Annotated in this window: 14 protein-coding genes; 6 read left to right on the top strand and 8 right to left on the bottom strand. The window is 65.1% G+C overall.

Annotated elements, in window-relative coordinates; translation table 11 throughout:
- A partial coding sequence (locus tag H5T60_03540; protein ID MBC7241504.1) for a hypothetical protein occupies positions 1 to 281 on the top strand: 281 nt, incomplete at its 5' end.
- Here the strand turns inward: H5T60_03540 and H5T60_03545 are convergent.
- From H5T60_03545 to H5T60_03555, 3 genes are read right to left on the bottom strand one after another with little or no spacing between them, the layout of a single operon-like run.
- On the bottom strand, positions 276 to 1478 hold the full coding sequence (locus tag H5T60_03545; GenBank protein MBC7241505.1) for a hypothetical protein: 1203 nt from the start codon (positions 1476 to 1478) through the stop codon (positions 276 to 278). The genes H5T60_03540 and H5T60_03545 overlap by 6 nt on opposite strands.
- A gap of 30 nt (positions 1479 to 1508) precedes the next feature.
- Positions 1509 to 1907, bottom strand: coding sequence for a hypothetical protein (locus H5T60_03550; GenBank protein ID MBC7241506.1), 399 nt, complete (start codon positions 1905 to 1907; stop codon positions 1509 to 1511).
- A 21-nt stretch (positions 1908 to 1928) separates the two neighbouring features.
- Positions 1929 to 2843, bottom strand: coding sequence for a DUF72 domain-containing protein (locus tag H5T60_03555; GenBank protein ID MBC7241507.1), 915 nt, complete (start codon positions 2841 to 2843; stop codon positions 1929 to 1931).
- A gap of 213 nt (positions 2844 to 3056) precedes the next feature.
- Here H5T60_03555 and H5T60_03560 point away from each other — a divergent pair, with 213 nt between their 5' ends.
- Positions 3057 to 3371, top strand: a complete 315-nt coding sequence (locus H5T60_03560; protein ID MBC7241508.1) for a hypothetical protein — start codon at positions 3057 to 3059, stop codon at positions 3369 to 3371.
- Here H5T60_03560 and H5T60_03565 read toward each other — a convergent pair.
- Entirely contained in the window at positions 3342 to 4586 is a 1245-nt protein-coding gene (locus H5T60_03565) for an MFS transporter (protein MBC7241509.1), read from the bottom strand. The two genes, H5T60_03560 and H5T60_03565, sit on opposite strands and share 30 nt — an antisense overlap.
- A gap of 249 nt (positions 4587 to 4835) precedes the next feature.
- On the opposite strand from H5T60_03565, the gene H5T60_03570 reads away from it, so the two are divergent.
- The 4 genes from H5T60_03570 to H5T60_03585 all read left to right on the top strand — a co-directional run bounded on the left by H5T60_03570 (position 4836) and on the right by H5T60_03585 (position 10245).
- Positions 4836 to 7664: a GAF domain-containing protein gene (locus H5T60_03570; GenBank protein MBC7241510.1), complete on the top strand. Its 2829-nt coding sequence runs from the start codon at positions 4836 to 4838 to the stop codon at positions 7662 to 7664.
- A 22-nt stretch (positions 7665 to 7686) separates the two neighbouring features.
- Positions 7687 to 8352 (top strand): response regulator transcription factor, encoded by a 666-nt coding sequence (locus tag H5T60_03575; protein ID MBC7241511.1) that lies wholly within the window; start codon positions 7687 to 7689, stop codon positions 8350 to 8352.
- A 284-nt stretch (positions 8353 to 8636) separates the two neighbouring features.
- The gene (locus H5T60_03580; GenBank protein ID MBC7241512.1) at positions 8637 to 9575 is read left to right on the top strand and encodes a hypothetical protein; all 939 of its coding nucleotides are present in this window, start codon (positions 8637 to 8639) and stop codon (positions 9573 to 9575) included.
- 127 nt (positions 9576 to 9702) lie between these two features.
- Entirely contained in the window at positions 9703 to 10245 is a 543-nt protein-coding gene (locus tag H5T60_03585) for a metal-dependent hydrolase (protein MBC7241513.1), read from the top strand.
- Here H5T60_03585 and H5T60_03590 read toward each other — a convergent pair.
- The 4 genes from H5T60_03590 to H5T60_03605 all read right to left on the bottom strand — a co-directional run bounded on the left by H5T60_03590 (position 10145) and on the right by H5T60_03605 (position 15615).
- A complete protein-coding gene (locus H5T60_03590) occupies positions 10145 to 10969 on the bottom strand; it encodes a hypothetical protein (protein ID MBC7241514.1) in 825 nt (274 codons plus the stop codon). The two genes, H5T60_03585 and H5T60_03590, sit on opposite strands and share 101 nt — an antisense overlap.
- Before the next feature lie 8 nt (positions 10970 to 10977).
- Positions 10978 to 12858, bottom strand: coding sequence for an aldehyde ferredoxin oxidoreductase family protein (locus H5T60_03595; protein ID MBC7241515.1), 1881 nt, complete (start codon positions 12856 to 12858; stop codon positions 10978 to 10980).
- Between the two features lie 62 nt (positions 12859 to 12920).
- Positions 12921 to 13154: a hypothetical protein gene (locus H5T60_03600; protein MBC7241516.1), complete on the bottom strand. Its 234-nt coding sequence runs from the start codon at positions 13152 to 13154 to the stop codon at positions 12921 to 12923.
- A gap of 7 nt (positions 13155 to 13161) precedes the next feature.
- On the bottom strand, positions 13162 to 15615 hold the full coding sequence (locus H5T60_03605; protein ID MBC7241517.1) for a PAS domain-containing protein: 2454 nt from the start codon (positions 15613 to 15615) through the stop codon (positions 13162 to 13164).
- Between the last annotated feature and the right edge of the window lie 189 nt (positions 15616 to 15804).

Below are 15804 nucleotides of genomic sequence, written 5' to 3' on the forward strand. Positions count from 1 at the left end.
GCATTTTCGGTGAGATTATGGAGGCCCAGGAATCGCGCGGACTGGTCATCCCGCGTAATCCCCTGCGGGCGGCGCGCGCCTATCTCCCGGTGTTGATCCCCCTCATTATCACGGCTCTGCGGACGGTGGATCATCTCGCCATGGCGCTGGCGGCGCGGGGCTACGGCGTGGCCAGCCGGCGCACCAGCCGGCGCCAGCTCCGCATGCGCCGTGCCGATGCCCTGGCATTGGCCGGCGGTGCGGTGGTTCTCTTGGCGGTACTGCTGGCGCGGGGGTTATAGCTCCGGCCGGCGTCCCAGCCGCTCGCTGATGCGCGCCAGACGCTGAATATCGGCGGAACCGCCTATCTGCCCGCCGATCCCCAGGATGATGAATCCCTCTTCCCGCTCGATGCAGGTCAGCATGTCTTCCATCCAGGTGTAGAGGTCCTCCTCCGGGAATCCCGCTTCCAGCAGTGCCGGCGGGATGCCGCCCCAGATGATAAGCTCCTCGTGCCAGGCATGCCAGGCCTCTGCGAAGGGGAGCGGGCTGGATGGGGCCGGCGCGAAGGACAGCACCACGTCCACGCCGGCCTGGGGAACAAGCGGGAGGAGGGGCTTCAGATTGCCGTCCATGACACTGCCCAACCGCCGGCCGGCCAGATGCAGGCGGGCGGATATCTCCTGCAGGAAGGGCATGCAGTAGCGCTGGAAGGGGGCCGGCTTGGTCAGGGCGCCGTCCAGATGGTCGTCGAAGGCCAGCAGGGGAGCGTCCGGCAGATCCAGGGCCAGCTCGACGATGTGCCGGCTGTGCTCGCGCAGGGCATCGAGAAGGTAGAGGAAGGCCCGCTCCTCATCCCGGGCCGCCTGGGCGGCGCGCGCCGGCGGCATGTAATCCAACAGTAACTGCTGGAAGGGGATGCGGCCGAGCAGGGGGAGGGTGAACCCATTTTCCCCGACGGCTTCCTCGCTCTGGCGGAACCTCTCGAAATCCGGCACTGCCTCGGCGTGATTCAGTATCCATTTGACGACGGGAAGATCCTCATCGTACTCGAGGATGCGGCGGAGGACGGTGGGGTCGGCCGCGGCGCGTACCTGGGCTTCATCCATCTGGCAGATGATCTCCGCCCTGCCGGCCGGCGTCTTATACGTGATGATGCTCTGCCCCAGCCGGTCGGGTGGCAACAGCGTGATGGGGAGGGGGAAGGGCAGGGCCGGCTCCGAGTCCCGGAAGATCGTCTGTTCGTTGTGCGTGATGTGCACTTCCACCCCATGGAGCCGAAGCCGGGTGACGGAAGCGGCCGCCAGCCGGCCGGCGGCCAGCAGGCGGTGGATCTCGTTCAGCTCCAGGTCGGCCAGCGGGCGGGGCAGGGTGTTGGTGCGCCGGCGGGCGGTGTACCATGTCTCCAGGTCCACCAGCCAAGGCAGGAGGTCAGTCGGTTGACGGTGCAGTACCTGCAGGACGCGCCGGCGTTCGGTCAGCGGCTTCGGAGTAGACATAACGGTGCTCCCGCATGTGAGGATGGTGGTCTATTCCACGCCGACGATTTCCAGGTAGACGATGCGCTCGCGGCGGGTCTGGCCAGGACACCCGATTTCCCCCTCGAAGACACGCACATAGGCGTGGAATGTCCGCAGTGTCTCTCCTTTGATCGCTTTCCCTGACCCGACCCGGTCCACTGCGGTGATGAGGTTATTCTCGGCGTCCACAAATTGGGTGCGGGTATCCAGGCCGATGTAGCCCTTACAAAGGGGGAGGGTGGCCGTGATGAGGCCGTACCCGCGCAGGGTGATGAGCTGGTCTTGGTAGCGCTCCGCCGATGCCAGTATCTGCTTCGCCGTCACGGGGGAGGCAGCCGGCGTCCCCGTACAGCCTGCCTGCGACCACAGCAGTAGCCCAATCAGCACCATCCACCATCTGCCTCGCATAGTGCTCCTTCGGCGAACCGGTCATTCGCGGCGCTGTTCCAGCATGAGCATGAGCTGTTTGGCATTGCGCACCGCATAGTCGCGGTAGTTGGTATTCATGAGCACGTGCACTTCCTGGGTCTCTTCGGCCAGCCGGCGGATCTTCGGCACCCATTCCTGAAGCTCCTCCGGCTTGTAGAGGTATTTGGTGCGCTCATGCACGCTGACGCCGCTCTGCTCCCAGGTCTCGGCGCGCCGGCCGTGGAAGCGTAAATAGGACAGCCGCGGGTTGGTGGCGAATGCCAGCGGGGGCACGCTGGAGCGCAGGCCGGCCGGCTCGTCCACGCAGACGTAGGTGAGGGAGTGCTCGGTCAGGAACTGGAGCACGCCGGCGCGATGGGAGGCGTCCAGCCAGGCGCGCTGGCGGAACTCTACCGCCACCTGGAAGGGCTGTAGCCGTTCTGCCAGCCAGAGGATGTGGTCGAAGCTCTCGGTCCTGGGGTAGAACCAGTGGGGGAACTGGACGAGGATGGCACCCACCTTGCCGGCGCTTTGCAGGGGCCGCAGGGCCGCGAGGAAGCGGCGCAGGGTTTCCTCGGCGATTTCCGCCGGCACCTGGTCGAAGTAGATCATTTCTTTTTCGAGAAGCCCAGCAGGAAGCTCCTGGCGGAGGTCCTTGGGCAGGCTGGCCGGCGGGGTGGGGTGAAAGGTGAAGAGGCTGAAGATTTTGGTGTCGAAGACGAAGTCGGCCGGCGTGCGCTGATGCCAGAGCAGGGCCGAGCGCTCCGACGGCAGGCCGTAATAGGTGCTGTTCACCTCCACCAGGTCGGGGAAGTGCTGGACATAGTAGCTCAGCCGGCCGGCGGCATCCCGCACATGCGGTGGGTAAAATTCCCCGCTCTCGATCAGGCTCTTATCGGTCCAGGAACTTAAGCCCACGCGGATGCGTCCGGGCATAATGCCACCCCTTTCCCTGCATGCACCGGAGAGTCTACTGCAAAGGACGGGGCTTGTCAAAAGGCGGCGGGATTCGGGCTCCTGGCAGCAGTCTCTCCCTGGGGTGAATGCCGCCTGAAACGCGGCGGGGCGCGCCGATAGGAATTCTGCTATAATAATGGAGAGGCGGTCCGGTCTTGTCCCATCGGGCTTTAATTTAAGGAGGTTCAGGGCATGAACGGGGAGCGTGTGCGCACGGTAAAGGACTTGCTGTCCAGGGTGCAGGAGGACCAGGAGTTCCGGGAGCGCCTGATGCAGAACCCTGAGGCAGTGCTTCGGGGGCTGGAGGATGTCCCGCCGCAGATGCTGGGATGGATCTACGTCGGGGTTATCGCCACGCTGGGCGTGGTGGTGCTGGCGGCCATCATCGGGGGGATTGCGCTGACGGCCGCCGGCAAACCGGTGCCTGACAGCCTCATTGCGCTGGGTTCCACGGCGCTGGGCGGGCTGGTGGGGCTGTTAGCGCGTTCGCCGGAGGAGCCGCGGTAAGGGAGGGTCCACCTGGCGGACCGCGGCGCCGGCCCATGCCGAGAGCGCTCCCAACAGGCCGGCGGCCAGCCAGAACGAGGCTCGCAGTCCCCACGCGCTGGCAACCGAAGCGCCCAACATGGGGCCAATGGCGTTGCCAAAGGCGTTGATGGAACTGCTGAAGCCGAAGATCATGCCGCGCTGGTCCGGGGACGACAGGCGCGCCAGGATGGCATTGGCGCTGGGAAGCAGTCCGCCGATGAAGATGCCGGCGGCCAGGCTGGAGAGGATCAGCACAGCGTAGTTGGGGGCCAGGGCATAGCCGGCCAGGGCGACCGCGGCGCCGGCCAGGCTGATGATCATCAGCGGCCGGGAACCCAGGCGGTCTGCCAGCCGGCCGATGAAGCCGGCGGCCAGGGCGCTGGTCAGCGCGCGCAGTCCGTAGATGGTGCCGGTGCTGGTGTTCACCAGCGCGGCAGAACCCAGCAGGCTTTCGATGAACAGGGGCAGGGTGGGCACCGTGACCGCGTTGGCGATATACACCCCACCGATGATGAGCATAACCACCATAATCTGCGGCTGGTGAATGATGGCGGACGCCTGGTCGATGAGTGTGCCCTGGGAAGAAGAGGTCCGGCCCGGCCGCGTGGACTCTTTGATGCCGAGCACGGTCAAGACGCCGGCCAGGAACAGGAAGGCGCCCGTCAGCACAAAAGTGCCGCGATATCCCAGATGGTCGGCGGCCAGCCCGCCGATGAGAGGGCCGAGGGTATTGCCGGCGTAGACCGCCATTTGCATCATGCCCAGGGCGAAGCCGGCCTCCGATTCCGGCACGAACGAGGTGACCAACGCCATAAAGGCGGGGATGGTGCCGGTCAGCAGGCCCTGGAGCAGGCGCAGGATGAAGAGCTGGTGGACGTTGGCTACCAGCGCCATGGTACTCATGACGATGGAGCCGCCGAAGGTGGCACGGACTACCATGAGCTTGCGTCCGCGGCGGTCGGCGATCCAGCCCCAGAAGGGCGCGATGAGGGCCATGGCGATGGCGCTGGAGGAGGTGAGCATGCCGGCCCACAGGGTGACTTGTTCTGGGTCGGTGACACCCAGCTCACGGATGTAGAAGGGCAGGAAAGGGAAGACGGCGCTGAAGCCGGCGATGGCGAAGAACTGGGCGATCCATGCCGCGATGAGGTAGAACTGCCAGGTTGTCAGACGTCGGCGAAGCGCAAGTCTCATTGGCAATCGCTCCTTGGCATGCCGGCCATTATACCGTGAACACGTGAGAGGCGAAAATTCGAGACGTATCCAACGCCCCCGATATACGAGGGGCGTAAACCGCGCGCGTATCCCGCGTACGCGCGGCTTGCGCGCTGGATACGGGAAATCTACGCACGAAATCGCGCCGTGCGTATAGCCGCGTCGGCCACATCTAGTGTATAATGATAGTACCAGCACTACTCCTTGTCATGGAGGCGTTGTGCAAATGTGATGAACCGGAGTGAAAGCAGACGGCTGTGGCACCGGCTGCGCGTGTTCCCGACACCGGGCGCGCTGGTCAAGTCCCGCTTGCGCAGTACCACCATGAACTGGCGGGTGGTGATGGCGCTGATGGGGATCGCGTTGATGGCGCTGATGGCTCTGGCGAGCGGGCCGGCCTGGCTGCCGATGCTGATCGCGCTGTTTCTCGCCCCCTATCTGATCATCCCCCTCTTCCCGTTCTCCCCTTTTGAGCACCGCTTTTATGCCCCGCAAACGCAGGGGATATACGCCGCGGCAGTGCTGGGTGTGGTCACCCTTTCATTCCTGGTCACCCGGGACCTGTCCGCTACCCCTCTGCTGTGGGTACTGTTTTTCGTGCCGATAGCGATTGCCGCCCAGGTCAATTTGCTGGTACTGGCCGGCAATTGGCTGGGTGTCGGTCTGGCGTTATGGCTCATCGAGCGGGATACCCTGATAGGAATGGCGCCGGCGTGGCTGGTGCACTGGCTGTGGCTGGGGTTTATCGGCGGGGTGCTGTATCACCTGATTTCCCGCGAGCGCATCTCCAGCGCCATCCTGGAAAGACTGCGCACCGATGTGGAAGAGCATATCCGGTGTCTCGCCGGCTCCGGCGTGCGGGACCGGGAATGGCCGGTCAATGTAGGCCGGCTGTTCTGCGATTTGCTCCAGGCGGATTTCGCCGTGCTGTGGTGGAGGGGAGAGGGTGAAGAGGTCTGGACCGGGATACGCGTGTCCCAGAACGGGGTGGCGGAGGCGGTGCGGTGTGAATCGGGGCAGTCCCCGCCGCCCATTGCCTGGCAGAATCATACGCCGGCGTGCTATATCGCGGAACGCCGGCGTGTCAGCCTGCAGGAAGCGCAGGCGGTGATCTTTGCTGAGCAACCCAGCCTGGGCTGGTCAGCGCTGAAAATGGAGCTGTGCGTTCCGTTTGCCGCCGGCCAGGAGCCGGCCGCTATCAGCCTGGAGTACCGCCGCCTGCCGGTGATTTACCCCGAGGAACTGGACCAGATGGCGCGCCAGAGCCAGGCCTTTGCGGAACTGCTGGCCGGCGCCCAGGCGCGGCAGGAGGAGCGCGCGGCGCAAGCGCGCATTTTTGGCTTGGCCCGGTATCTTCAGGAGTTTTCCGCCGGCCAGGAAGAGGTCCTTGACGCTATCCTAGATATCTTCACGGTCAAGCTGGGGTACGAGTTTGCCCAGGTCTGGGTATATGACCGACAGAGCGATACCCTGGTGCTCCGAAAATGTGTCCCATCCCCCAAGTGGCTGGAGGACATCCGCTTCTCCAGCGATGCAGACAATGCGTATCTCGAGGCACTGCACTCCCAGCAACGCCGCATATATGAGGGCTGGCATTCCAGCTTCGATTCTCGCGCATGGGGCGCGGTGCAGCACAGGAGATCTCATCCCCACAAACGCGATTATACCGTTATCCAGGCTTTTGTGCCGCTTTGGGTGAAGGTGCACGGTGGGGCGGAACGGGAGCCCGTCGGGCTGGTGATCTTCGGGAGCAGTTCGCCTGGCTCAGGGAGAGTGCCCACTACGGAAGAGCTGGACAGCCTGGTGCCGATTTATCAGGCTTGTGCCGCGGTACTGCGCACCCTGCAGATGCAGGAGCAGTGGCAGGCCGAGGTCCAGCGGGTGGAGCTGTTGAACGAGATGACGGCGGCACTGCTGGCCGCCGGCATGGAACCCGACCCGGACATGCTCTCCGAGAACATCGCCGAGTATGCCCAGCGCCTGTTTGGGGCGGACCTGGTGTTGATTTATGGCTACAACCCGGGGACCCGCCAGTTTCATTTCCTCAACCTGGCCGGCAGATTCCACAATAAGAACAAACCGCTCCGCAACATGCCATCGGATGCCCCTCTCCTCCAGCGCATTTTGGAGGAGAAGCAGGGCTGGTTCGTGCCAAATGTCCACGATGAGCCCCTGCTGATGCGTGCCAGAGGCGGGATAGAGGAGCATGTGGTAAGCTTCTCGATGCGGCAGGGGATCCGCTCCTTCGCCGGCCTCCCCATGTACGTGGGCAATCACCCGTACGGCGTCATCTGCCTCAACTTTCGTCAGCGTCGGACGCTGGGCCCCAACGAACAGCGCGCCATGAGATTGTTCGCCAACCTGGCCGCGCTGGGCTTCAGCCTGCATGAGAACATGGAGGAACGCGCGCACGCCGCCCTTTCGAGCTTCCGGGAACAGCAGTCCATCCTGCTTCATGATCAGTTCAGCCACACTCTGGACGAACTGGCGAAGCGCCTTGAGCTGATGGCCGACGAGGTGGCGCAGGCCGGCCTGCTCGAGCTGGAAGAGCGCTTCGATCGCGTCATCCGGCTGGCCCAGGAACTGCAGACGCGCATGGCGCGCATGATGCGTGACCTGGTCAGCGACCGCTCCGCACGGACGAATCTGGTGAGCGAACTGCAGCGCCTGCGGCGCTTCTTCCGCGATCTGTATGATTTTGAGGTGGAGCTGGACGTGGATCCGGCCCTGCCGGCGCTCCGCAACCTCACCCAACGCATCCTGGTCGGCATTGCCAGCGAGGGGCTGAGCAACGCCTGCCGGCATTCGGGCGCCGAGCGGGCTGTACTGCGCTGTTATCGGGACGACGAGATGATCCGCCTGGAGATCGAGGATGCCGGCAAAGGCCTGCCCGGGGATATCTGGTCGCAGGAAGGACATTGGGGGCTGAAAAACATCTGGCGGCAGGCGGCCTGTCTGGGAGGTGAGACGGATTTTCAGACCGGAGCAGATGGCCAGGGCACCCGTATCGTGGTGCGCATCCCCGCGCAGATCCGGGATGAACACCTGGCTTCGTAAGTCAGACCAGGAGGAGAGAGCGATGGCCCGCGAACGCAGTAAAATCCGTGTGGTGCTGGTGGAGGATCACCGGTCTATCGCTGAGACCTATCAGGCGGCATTAGAGGCGGCGCCGGAGATCGAATTTGTCGGACATGCCATCAACGGCCCGGAAGGCTTGGAGCTTATCCTCCGGGAGCTTCCTGACGTGGCGCTGGTGGACCTGGTGCTCGAGCACAGCGAGTACAACGGGGTGGAGCTGATCCGCCGGGTGAGGGAACGGGGCCTTCCGACCAAACTGATGGCTATCACCACGTACATTGGCGCGCCCGTCGCCGGCCAGGCCCTCCAGGCCGGCGCCGATGGACTGCTGGGCCGCTCCCCCAGCATCCGTGATATCATCATGGCCATTCAGCTCGTCCATCACGGCCTGATGGTGCTCGGGCCGCGCGAAGACTTTGGTGATTGGTTCAGCGGCTTCCTGATTCACCCCGAGAAAAAGGAATGTCCGCTTACGGAGCGTCAGCTTGAAGTGCTGACATGGGCGGCCCGCGGCTATACCAATCAGGAGATCGGCCGGCAGTTGCACATCGCTGAGGGGTCGGTGCGCGCCCACTTCAGCAATATACAGGATAAGCTCGGGGTCTCCGGCCGGCAGGAGCTGATCCGCCTGGCCATCGAGAACGGATGGATCGAGCGTCCGCGATAGGGCGCGCATTTCCCCTATTTGCCGGCGCGTACTCCCCGTACGCGTGCGTGTAAGCCTCCTGGGCGGTAGTATGGAATATTCCTCTGCCGCAGTACGCGTTTCCCTTCACGAAAAATCTGCCAACGTTTCGCGAATGAGGGATTGTCACGCGTCCCCCTATCACTTATTTATATAAGTGAGAGGAAGACCCGCAGGGGGAGGGTCGCTGGTGGCTGTTGGTTTGCCCGCTGGTGGAGCGCCAGGCAGGTGGTTCGGGGCCAGCCGGCCCAGAAGGGAGGCGGGCGATGATAACCAGCCGCATGAAATGGATGGTGATGGCGTGCAGCGTCGTCATCGGCGTGAGCGTGTGTGTGGCGGTTGCCGCCATATTCCCCCAGTTTGTCATGGCGGCCGCTGTGGGGATGGTGGTGGCGGCGGTGGTTCCCCCCATAATGATCGCCGCGGTGTTCGTGGTTGTCCCTCCCAGTGTCGCCCGGGTGGTGCGGGACGAGACGGGCCGCGTGGTACGCGTTCTGGGGCCGGGGGAGCACCTCGTGATCCCGCCGCTGGAGCGGCTGAGCGAATCGTTCAGCCTGTGCTGGCAGATCCTGATGCTGGACGATGTCGTGACGCTGGACGCGCACTGCGTCGAGATGGAGGTACAGCTCAAGGTGCTGTACGTGGTGGACCCGCGCGAGATGCGGAGGGAATGGCGGCAGATCATCCTGGACGCCCTGCATGATGACATGCGGCTGTGGGGGAATTACCTGCGCGGCATCTTCCTGGAGCAGTTGCAGTTGGTGCTGGCGCGGCGGCCGTCCGAGGAGTGGACAGTGGTCGCCGGCCGGCATGCCCTGCCCGTCTGGCTGATAGAGGCAGTCAATGCCAAAGCGGCCGGCACCGGCCTTGCGGTGCAGGATGTGCAGGTGTTCTGGCTGGCGCCGGCGCAGTCGGTGCGCCAGTTCTATCAGGAGGCCCACCGGCGGGCGGTGACAGCGGCAAGCTGGAGCACGGCGCTGAGGTTCCTGCGGCAAGAGGGTATGGCGGAGTTGACAGAAGAAGCCGAGCGGATGCGCGATTTGGCGGTGGCGGATGCGCTGGCCGGCCGCAATCATGTGACCCTGCACATGGGGGCTTTGCCCGGCTGGTACGTCCCATCGGGCAATGGCAACGGTCACGCTCCCGCACCTTCCGAGATCGGCCTCTCACAGCCTTCCGGGCAGAGCGTTCCAGCGGGGAAGTAAGGAGTACGCGATATCTCAAGGTGACAGTCATCCCCAGGTGGCTGTCACCTTGTTTTTTGGAGGGAGTGGGCCGTTTGCCGGCGCTCAGGTTCTATGCCATAATGGCACCATGATATTCCCGGGACACGTGAGCGCGGGGTACCTCACCTCGCATTATCTGCATACCGACCAGCGTACCACCATGCTGGCCGCCGTGTTCCCCGACCTGGTGGACAAGACCGGGCGGTATATCCTGCGCTGGTCCCCCAGCAGTAGGGTGCCGGCGCATTCCCTGCTGACCGGCGCGCTCACCACGGCGGCGGTGGCACTGCTGACGCGCCGGCGGCAGGCCGTGGTGGGCTGGGCGGCCGGCTATCTGGTGCATGTCCTCAGCGACCTGGTGGTGGATCACATGGTCGGGGAGGACACCAGCGGAGGATATGCGCTGTGGCCGCTGACGAAAGTGGACATCCGCCGGCATCCCATCTGGACCAGCTTTCAGCTCTATTCGGTCGGCGTGTGGCTGTTCGAGGCGCTGGTGACGCTGTGGGCGGTGCTGGTGGCGCGCCGGCGCACCCGCTCCCGCGGGATCATCCTGGGACTTGTGCGCGGTCCCTCCATCCCAGGTAGTGCAGGAGGGCCTGGGCCAGGGCGCGGCCCAGCAGGAGGCCGTCAGGCGATACGGCGTTGACATCGTCCGCCGGCTTGCAGAAGGCCGGCTTGGCCTCCAAGTGGAGCGCCGGCATGCCCCTGCGCTCCGCCTCTATCAAGGTCACGGTTTGCAGGGCCGATAGCTCCAGGGCTTCCTCTTCCTCGTGCCCATCCCCATGGAAAATCCAGGCATCGCGGCTCCCCGGTGCTTTCTGGACGCCCCAGGTGTAGCGCCGGCCCAGCGCGGCATCCAGCAGTTGGGCGAAGCGGCGCGCGTCGGCCAGGTGATTATGGCCGGCGCTCAGCTCCAGCGCCAGCCGGCGGTGCGGCCCGCTCCCGTGGCATTCTAGCAGAAAGCGGGCCGGCTCCGAGAACAATTCCCTGCTGTACGGGCTTGCGAGGTCCTTGTTGGGGTCATGGGTGGTGGGATGGGCCATGATGACCAGCTTGCAGGGCTCCCCGCGATCGCGCAGAGCGGTGAACGCCACCAGCGCGTAGGAGGCGGCGTTTTTGTCGGCGTCGCGCGGCGCCGGCCGGCCTTCGGCATCCCGCCGGCGCTCGCAGATGTAGTCCTCCCGCACTTCGGCGTGGTGCGGGACGCCCAGGAGAACGGCGTAAGGCGGCCGGCCGTGCCGCAGTACCAGCAGACGGTCCCGCGCTTGCAGAAAATCGGCCAGCGCCGGGTGATACTCCCGCAGGGTCCACAGCTCATCCTGATAGACAATGGTGCGGATCTCGTCGTACGGTGCGGGCGGTTCGGTCATGACGGCCCTCATTGGGTGCCGGCCTCGGGAAGCCAGCCCAGGTCCAGCTCGTGGAGCTTCCAGGGAAGCGGGGCGCCGGTATGGGGGTCCCAGCCCATCATCTGGTAGTAGGTTTGCAGAGCGGCGCGTATGGCGTCTGGCGGGATGAATGAACCGGCGAGCGGCCCGTTCCCCAGCGGTTCGAAGAAGCGGGCCGGCGGCGCGTCATCCGCGGCGCGCAGGCCGCAGCGGGCGTTAAAGACCCGCGCCATGGCGAGCACCCGTTCTCCGACCTCGAGCATTTCGAAGATCGAGAAATCCCAGCCGGTCAGCGCGCACACAATTTCCTGCTGAGCCTCGATGGAGTAGCTCATGAAGATGCACATGCCCAGGCAGTTCTGGAAGGTGCGGTAGGTGATCCAGCGGCGGGCCATGCGCACCTTGGCCGGCGAGAGATCGTCGAAACGCAGGGGGCGGTGGATGCCCAGCGGGCGCAGGCCGGCGATATTCTCCGGCGTCTGAAAAGCGTTGTCATGCAGGCTGTGCACATGGTCCGCGCCGGTGGGGGAGGTGGCATAGCCGAGGTTCAGGGCGAATTTGATGCGCGGGTCGTGCATGGGCACTTCCTGCTTCTTGACGTGCAGGACGTACTGCTCCGTCCCTCGTCCGATGGCCTGCGCGGCGCGATAGGCGCCCTGCGCCAGGATGTCGCCGAACCCTTCCCGCCGGATGATCTTCTCCAGCATCTGCAACACGGCCCGGGCGTTCCCAAAGTTCAGCGGGATGCCGTCCGTGTCGGCCATGGTCAGGAGACCGCGCTCGAAGCATTCCATGGCCCAGGCGATGGTGGCGCCGGCGCTGATGGTGTCCAGCCCATAGGCATTGCACAGCTCATTGGCCTTGGCGATGGCCGGCAGGTCGTCCACCCCGCACAGCGAGCCGAAGGCGGCGATGGTCTCGTACTCCGGCCCGCCGTAGGCCGGCTGAACCTGCCACTCGTCATGCGTCTCGACGATGCGCTTACAGCGCACCGGACAGGCGAAGCAGGTGCCGCCGCCCTTGAGGATAGTGGCGGCCATGTGCTGGCCGTCAATGCGTTCGGCGCCCTCGAAGACGCCTTCGCGGAAATTGCGCGTGGGGAGGCCGCCGCTGGCCTGCAAAATGGGCAGAAAGCCCGGGGTGCCGTAATCGTAGCGCAGTTTGAGGACCGGGTCGCCGGCGGCCAGCCGGTCCGCCTGCCAGCGCGCCCACCGGCGGATCGCCCCAGGATCAGCCAGGGGGAGCGCGCCGGTGCCGCGCACCGCGATGGCGCGCAGTCTTTTAGCGCCCATCACCGCGCCCAGGCCGCAGCGGCCGGCGGCATGATGGGCATCGTTCAAGACGCAGGCGTTCAGACAGAGCCGCTCGCCGGCCGGCCCGATCTGGCACACCCGCACCCGATCATCCCCCAGCTCCGCTTTGAGCGCCTCCTCTACCTCGGCAGTGGGCCGGCCCCACAGATGGGCGGCATCGCGCAGTTCCACCTGGTCATCGCGGATCCACAGGTAGACCGGACGTTCCGCCTGGCCCTCGATGATGATGCCGTCCCAGCCGGCGCGGCGCAGTTCGGCACCGAAGAAGCCGCCGACCTCGGACGCGCCGAATCCGCCGGTCAAGGGGGATTTGGCGCCGACGATGTTGCGGCCGGCGCCCCCCAGCGGCGCGCCGGTCATCAGGCCGGCGGCAATGATCAGCTTGTTCTCCGGGCCGAGCGGATCGCAATCCGCCGGCACTTCCGTCAGCAGGACGTAGGCCACTAGGCCCCAGCCGCCCAGGTAGGCGCGGAACCAGGCCTCGTCCAACGGCAGGACCTCCGTGGTGCCGGCGCTCAGGTTCACGCGCAGGACGCGGCCGAAAAAGCCGTAGGGCATGCTACACCTCCGATGCCCGGGATCGGGCCAGGTATTTCCCCTGTGGAGAGGGATGGGCCGGCTCAGGCGTGCGGATGAGGATGGGAATGGCCGGCATGCCCCTCCGCCGCCCCACCCAGTTTCTCCAGCGCGGCCTGCAGGGCCTGGTTCGCGGCTTCCATGTAATGGGCGGCTTCCAGGATGTGCTCACAGCCGGGACAGCCGGAACGGGCCCAGCGCTCAAACTCCGCCGCGTGTTCCGCGTTGTGCTCGATCCAGTGAGGGATGAGGATGCGCAGTTTTTCGATCTCTTCCATTGGCGTTTCACTCCCCGGCATCAGCCGAAACGTTCGAGGCCCGCGACCCGTTGGGGGGATATGTGTCGGCATCCAACGTTTGTCGGATGGCGCGCAGAAGCTCATCCAATTGATACGGTTTGGGGACGTAGCCGCGAGCGCCGGCTTCCAGCAGGCCTTGCACCGCCTGATGGCCGGCGACATAGCCGCTGGCGATGAGCACGCGCGCCTGCGGGGCGATCTCCAGGAGCTGGGCCAGGACCTCTCGGCCGGACATGCCCGGCATGGAGAGGTCCAGCAGGACCAGGTCAATCTCGCTCCCCTGCTGGCGGAAGATCTCCAGCGCCTCCGCGCCGTCCTGGGCCGTCAGGATGCGGTAGCCGTAGGCCGGCAAACTGCGCTGGAGCAGGGAGAGGATGGCATCCTCGTCGTCCACCACCAGGATAGTCTCCTGGCCGTGCGTGTGCGCGGCTGGCTCCGCCGGCGCGCTGGGGCTTTCGGCCGCCACGGCCGGCACAGCCGGCAGGTAAATGCGGAAGGCGGAGCCTTTTCCCGGTTCGCTGTACACGTTGATCCATCCCTTATGCTGGGCGATGATGCCGTACACCGTGGCCAGCCCCAGGCCGGTGCCCTTACCTGACCCCTTGGTGCTGAAGAACGGCTCGAAAATATGCTCCATGGTCTCTTTGTCCATGCCGATGCCGGTATCGTGCACGGTGATGCGCACGTAATCGCCCGGGGAGGCGTTCAGCAGGCTGTGGGGCGGTATCTGCTCCACATGGACGAAATCGGTCATGATAGAGATGATCAGGGGCTGGCCGGCGGTGTCCAAGGGATTGGCATGTTCCAACAAGGGCTGCAGGGCATCGCGCGCGTTGAGGATCAGGTTGACCAGCACCTGATGGAGCTGGGTCGCATCGGCCTGAACGGCCGGCAGGCCGTCGGACAGCTCCGTCACCAGGTCAATGCGCCGGTCAATGGTCTCCCGGAGGAAAGAAACGACCTCCCGCACCACCGCGTTCACATCCACTGGGGCCATGTAGATGGCGGAGCGGCGGGCGAAGGCCAGCATTTGTTTGGTGAGCTGGGCGGCGCGGCGGGCCCCGCGCTCGATCTCAGTCAACAGGGGCTGGATGGACGCCGGCGCGGTCAGGCGCGCCAGGTTGGCGTTGCCCAGGATGGCGGTGAGGATATTGTTGAAATCGTGGGCGACGCCGGCGGCGAGTTGGCCTACTGCTTCCAGGCGCTGGGCCTGCTGAAGCTGTTGCTCCAGCCGGCGGCGCTCCGTCACGTCAATGGCGATGCCGATCGTGCCTGCGATGTTGCCCTCGTCATCGTACAGGGGGGAAACCGTGTTGATGATGTAGTAATCATCGGGCGTGCGGCGCTCGTACTGCACCGTTTCGCCGGCCAGGGCGCGCAGGGAGGCTTCCAGCCCCGGCGAACGCTCCCCCTGCCCATACAACTCGGCATGGATCTCGTACAGCGTGCGCCCCACCAGCCCCTTCGCGTTGGCGATCCTGCGCATTTCCTCAGTGATGGGTCCAGAGTGATAGGTGATGCGCAGGTCCCGGTCGGTCGTCCAGATGTTGACCAACGCCTGCCGGGCGACGAGGCGCAGGCGTTCCTCACTGGCGACCAGGGCGCGCTGGGTTTCGACGCGTTCCGTGATATCCATGGCGACGCCGACGACGCCGATGACCTGGCCGGCCTCATCCCGCAGTGGCGCAAGGGTGCTGAAGAGAATCCGGCCGTCCGAGGCGCGGTGCTCGTACTGCACGGTCTCGCCGGCCAGGGCGCGCCGGGCGGCGGTAATAGTGGGCCAGTTCTCGCCGTACAGCTCCTGGCCGATCTCATAAAGGGTTCGGCCGAGAATGCGGCCGGCGGCCGCCAGCCGGCGCATCTCCGGGGACAAGGGGTCGGTATAATAGGTGACGCGCAGATCGTGATCGGCGCTCCAGATGGTGACGGGCACCTGTTCGATGAGCAGGTGCAGGCGCTGTTCCGCTTCCCGCCTGGCCCGCTCCGCCTGTTTACGTTCGGTCAGGTCCTCGTAGGCGGCCACAATTTCCCCGGTGGGGAGCTTGTAGACGTAGTTCTCCCGCCAGCCGGCAATGCGCCCATCCTGGTAAAACGCCGCGCCGTGGAATTCCGGCTTGCCCGTGCGATACACCCGCTGGAACACGGCGAACAGCCCGAAATCCTCCACGCCGGGGAATATCTCCCGCACGCTGTGGCCGACGATCTTTTCCCGCTGGACCTTCTCCGTTTCTTCGGCGGCGCGATTGAAGTCCACGATGATGAAATCCTCCCCATCGTTCACCGCCTGGTACACCGCGACGGGGGAACGCATGTTATCGAAGAGGGCGCGGTAGCGCAGTTCCATGAGGGCCAGTTCCTCACTGCGCCGGCGCAGGGCCGCCGCCCGCTCCTCCAGCTCACTCATGGCGCGCTTCAGCGCCGCGTAATGCCGCCTCTTCATGGTTCCGAGACCGATAAGGCGGTCCAGTTCCTGTTCCAGTGTCTGGGAAGGAGAATTCAATGGTTTATGGATCTCCGACACAGCTCCAACACTCCTGCAAAAGGGCCACCAGTTCCTCCGCATTCGGTTTCCAGGGGGAGGTGAGGAAGCAGACATCATGCCGGGCGCCTTCCGCCCAGCGATGCAAGA

It is taken from the genome of Anaerolineae bacterium, assembly GCA_014360855.1.
Lineage (GTDB): Bacteria > Chloroflexota > Anaerolineae > JACIWP01 > JACIWP01 > JACIWP01.

What these genes read in the sequence shown, in the direction of transcription:
- H5T60_03555 (MBC7241507.1), bottom strand. Translation starts at nt 2,843, where the DNA reads ATGCCCGGACGCATCCGCGTGGGCTTAAGTTCCTGGACCGATAAGAGC.
- H5T60_03600 (MBC7241516.1), bottom strand. Translation starts at nt 13,154, where the DNA reads ATGGAAGAGATCGAAAAACTGCGCATCCTCATCCCTCACTGGATCGAG.
- H5T60_03590 (MBC7241514.1), bottom strand. Translation starts at nt 10,969, where the DNA reads ATGACCGAACCGCCCGCACCGTACGACGAGATCCGCACCATTGTCTAT.
- H5T60_03575 (MBC7241511.1), top strand. Translation starts at nt 7,687, where the DNA reads ATGGCCCGCGAACGCAGTAAAATCCGTGTGGTGCTGGTGGAGGATCAC.
- H5T60_03565 (MBC7241509.1), bottom strand. Translation starts at nt 4,586, where the DNA reads ATGAGACTTGCGCTTCGCCGACGTCTGACAACCTGGCAGTTCTACCTC.
- H5T60_03550 (MBC7241506.1), bottom strand. Translation starts at nt 1,907, where the DNA reads ATGCGAGGCAGATGGTGGATGGTGCTGATTGGGCTACTGCTGTGGTCG.
- H5T60_03595 (MBC7241515.1), bottom strand. Translation starts at nt 12,858, where the DNA reads ATGCCCTACGGCTTTTTCGGCCGCGTCCTGCGCGTGAACCTGAGCGCC.
- H5T60_03580 (MBC7241512.1), top strand. Translation starts at nt 8,637, where the DNA reads ATGATAACCAGCCGCATGAAATGGATGGTGATGGCGTGCAGCGTCGTC.
- H5T60_03605 (MBC7241517.1), bottom strand. Translation starts at nt 15,615, where the DNA reads ATGAAGAGGCGGCATTACGCGGCGCTGAAGCGCGCCATGAGTGAGCTG.
- H5T60_03560 (MBC7241508.1), top strand. Translation starts at nt 3,057, where the DNA reads ATGAACGGGGAGCGTGTGCGCACGGTAAAGGACTTGCTGTCCAGGGTG.
- H5T60_03545 (MBC7241505.1), bottom strand. Translation starts at nt 1,478, where the DNA reads ATGTCTACTCCGAAGCCGCTGACCGAACGCCGGCGCGTCCTGCAGGTA.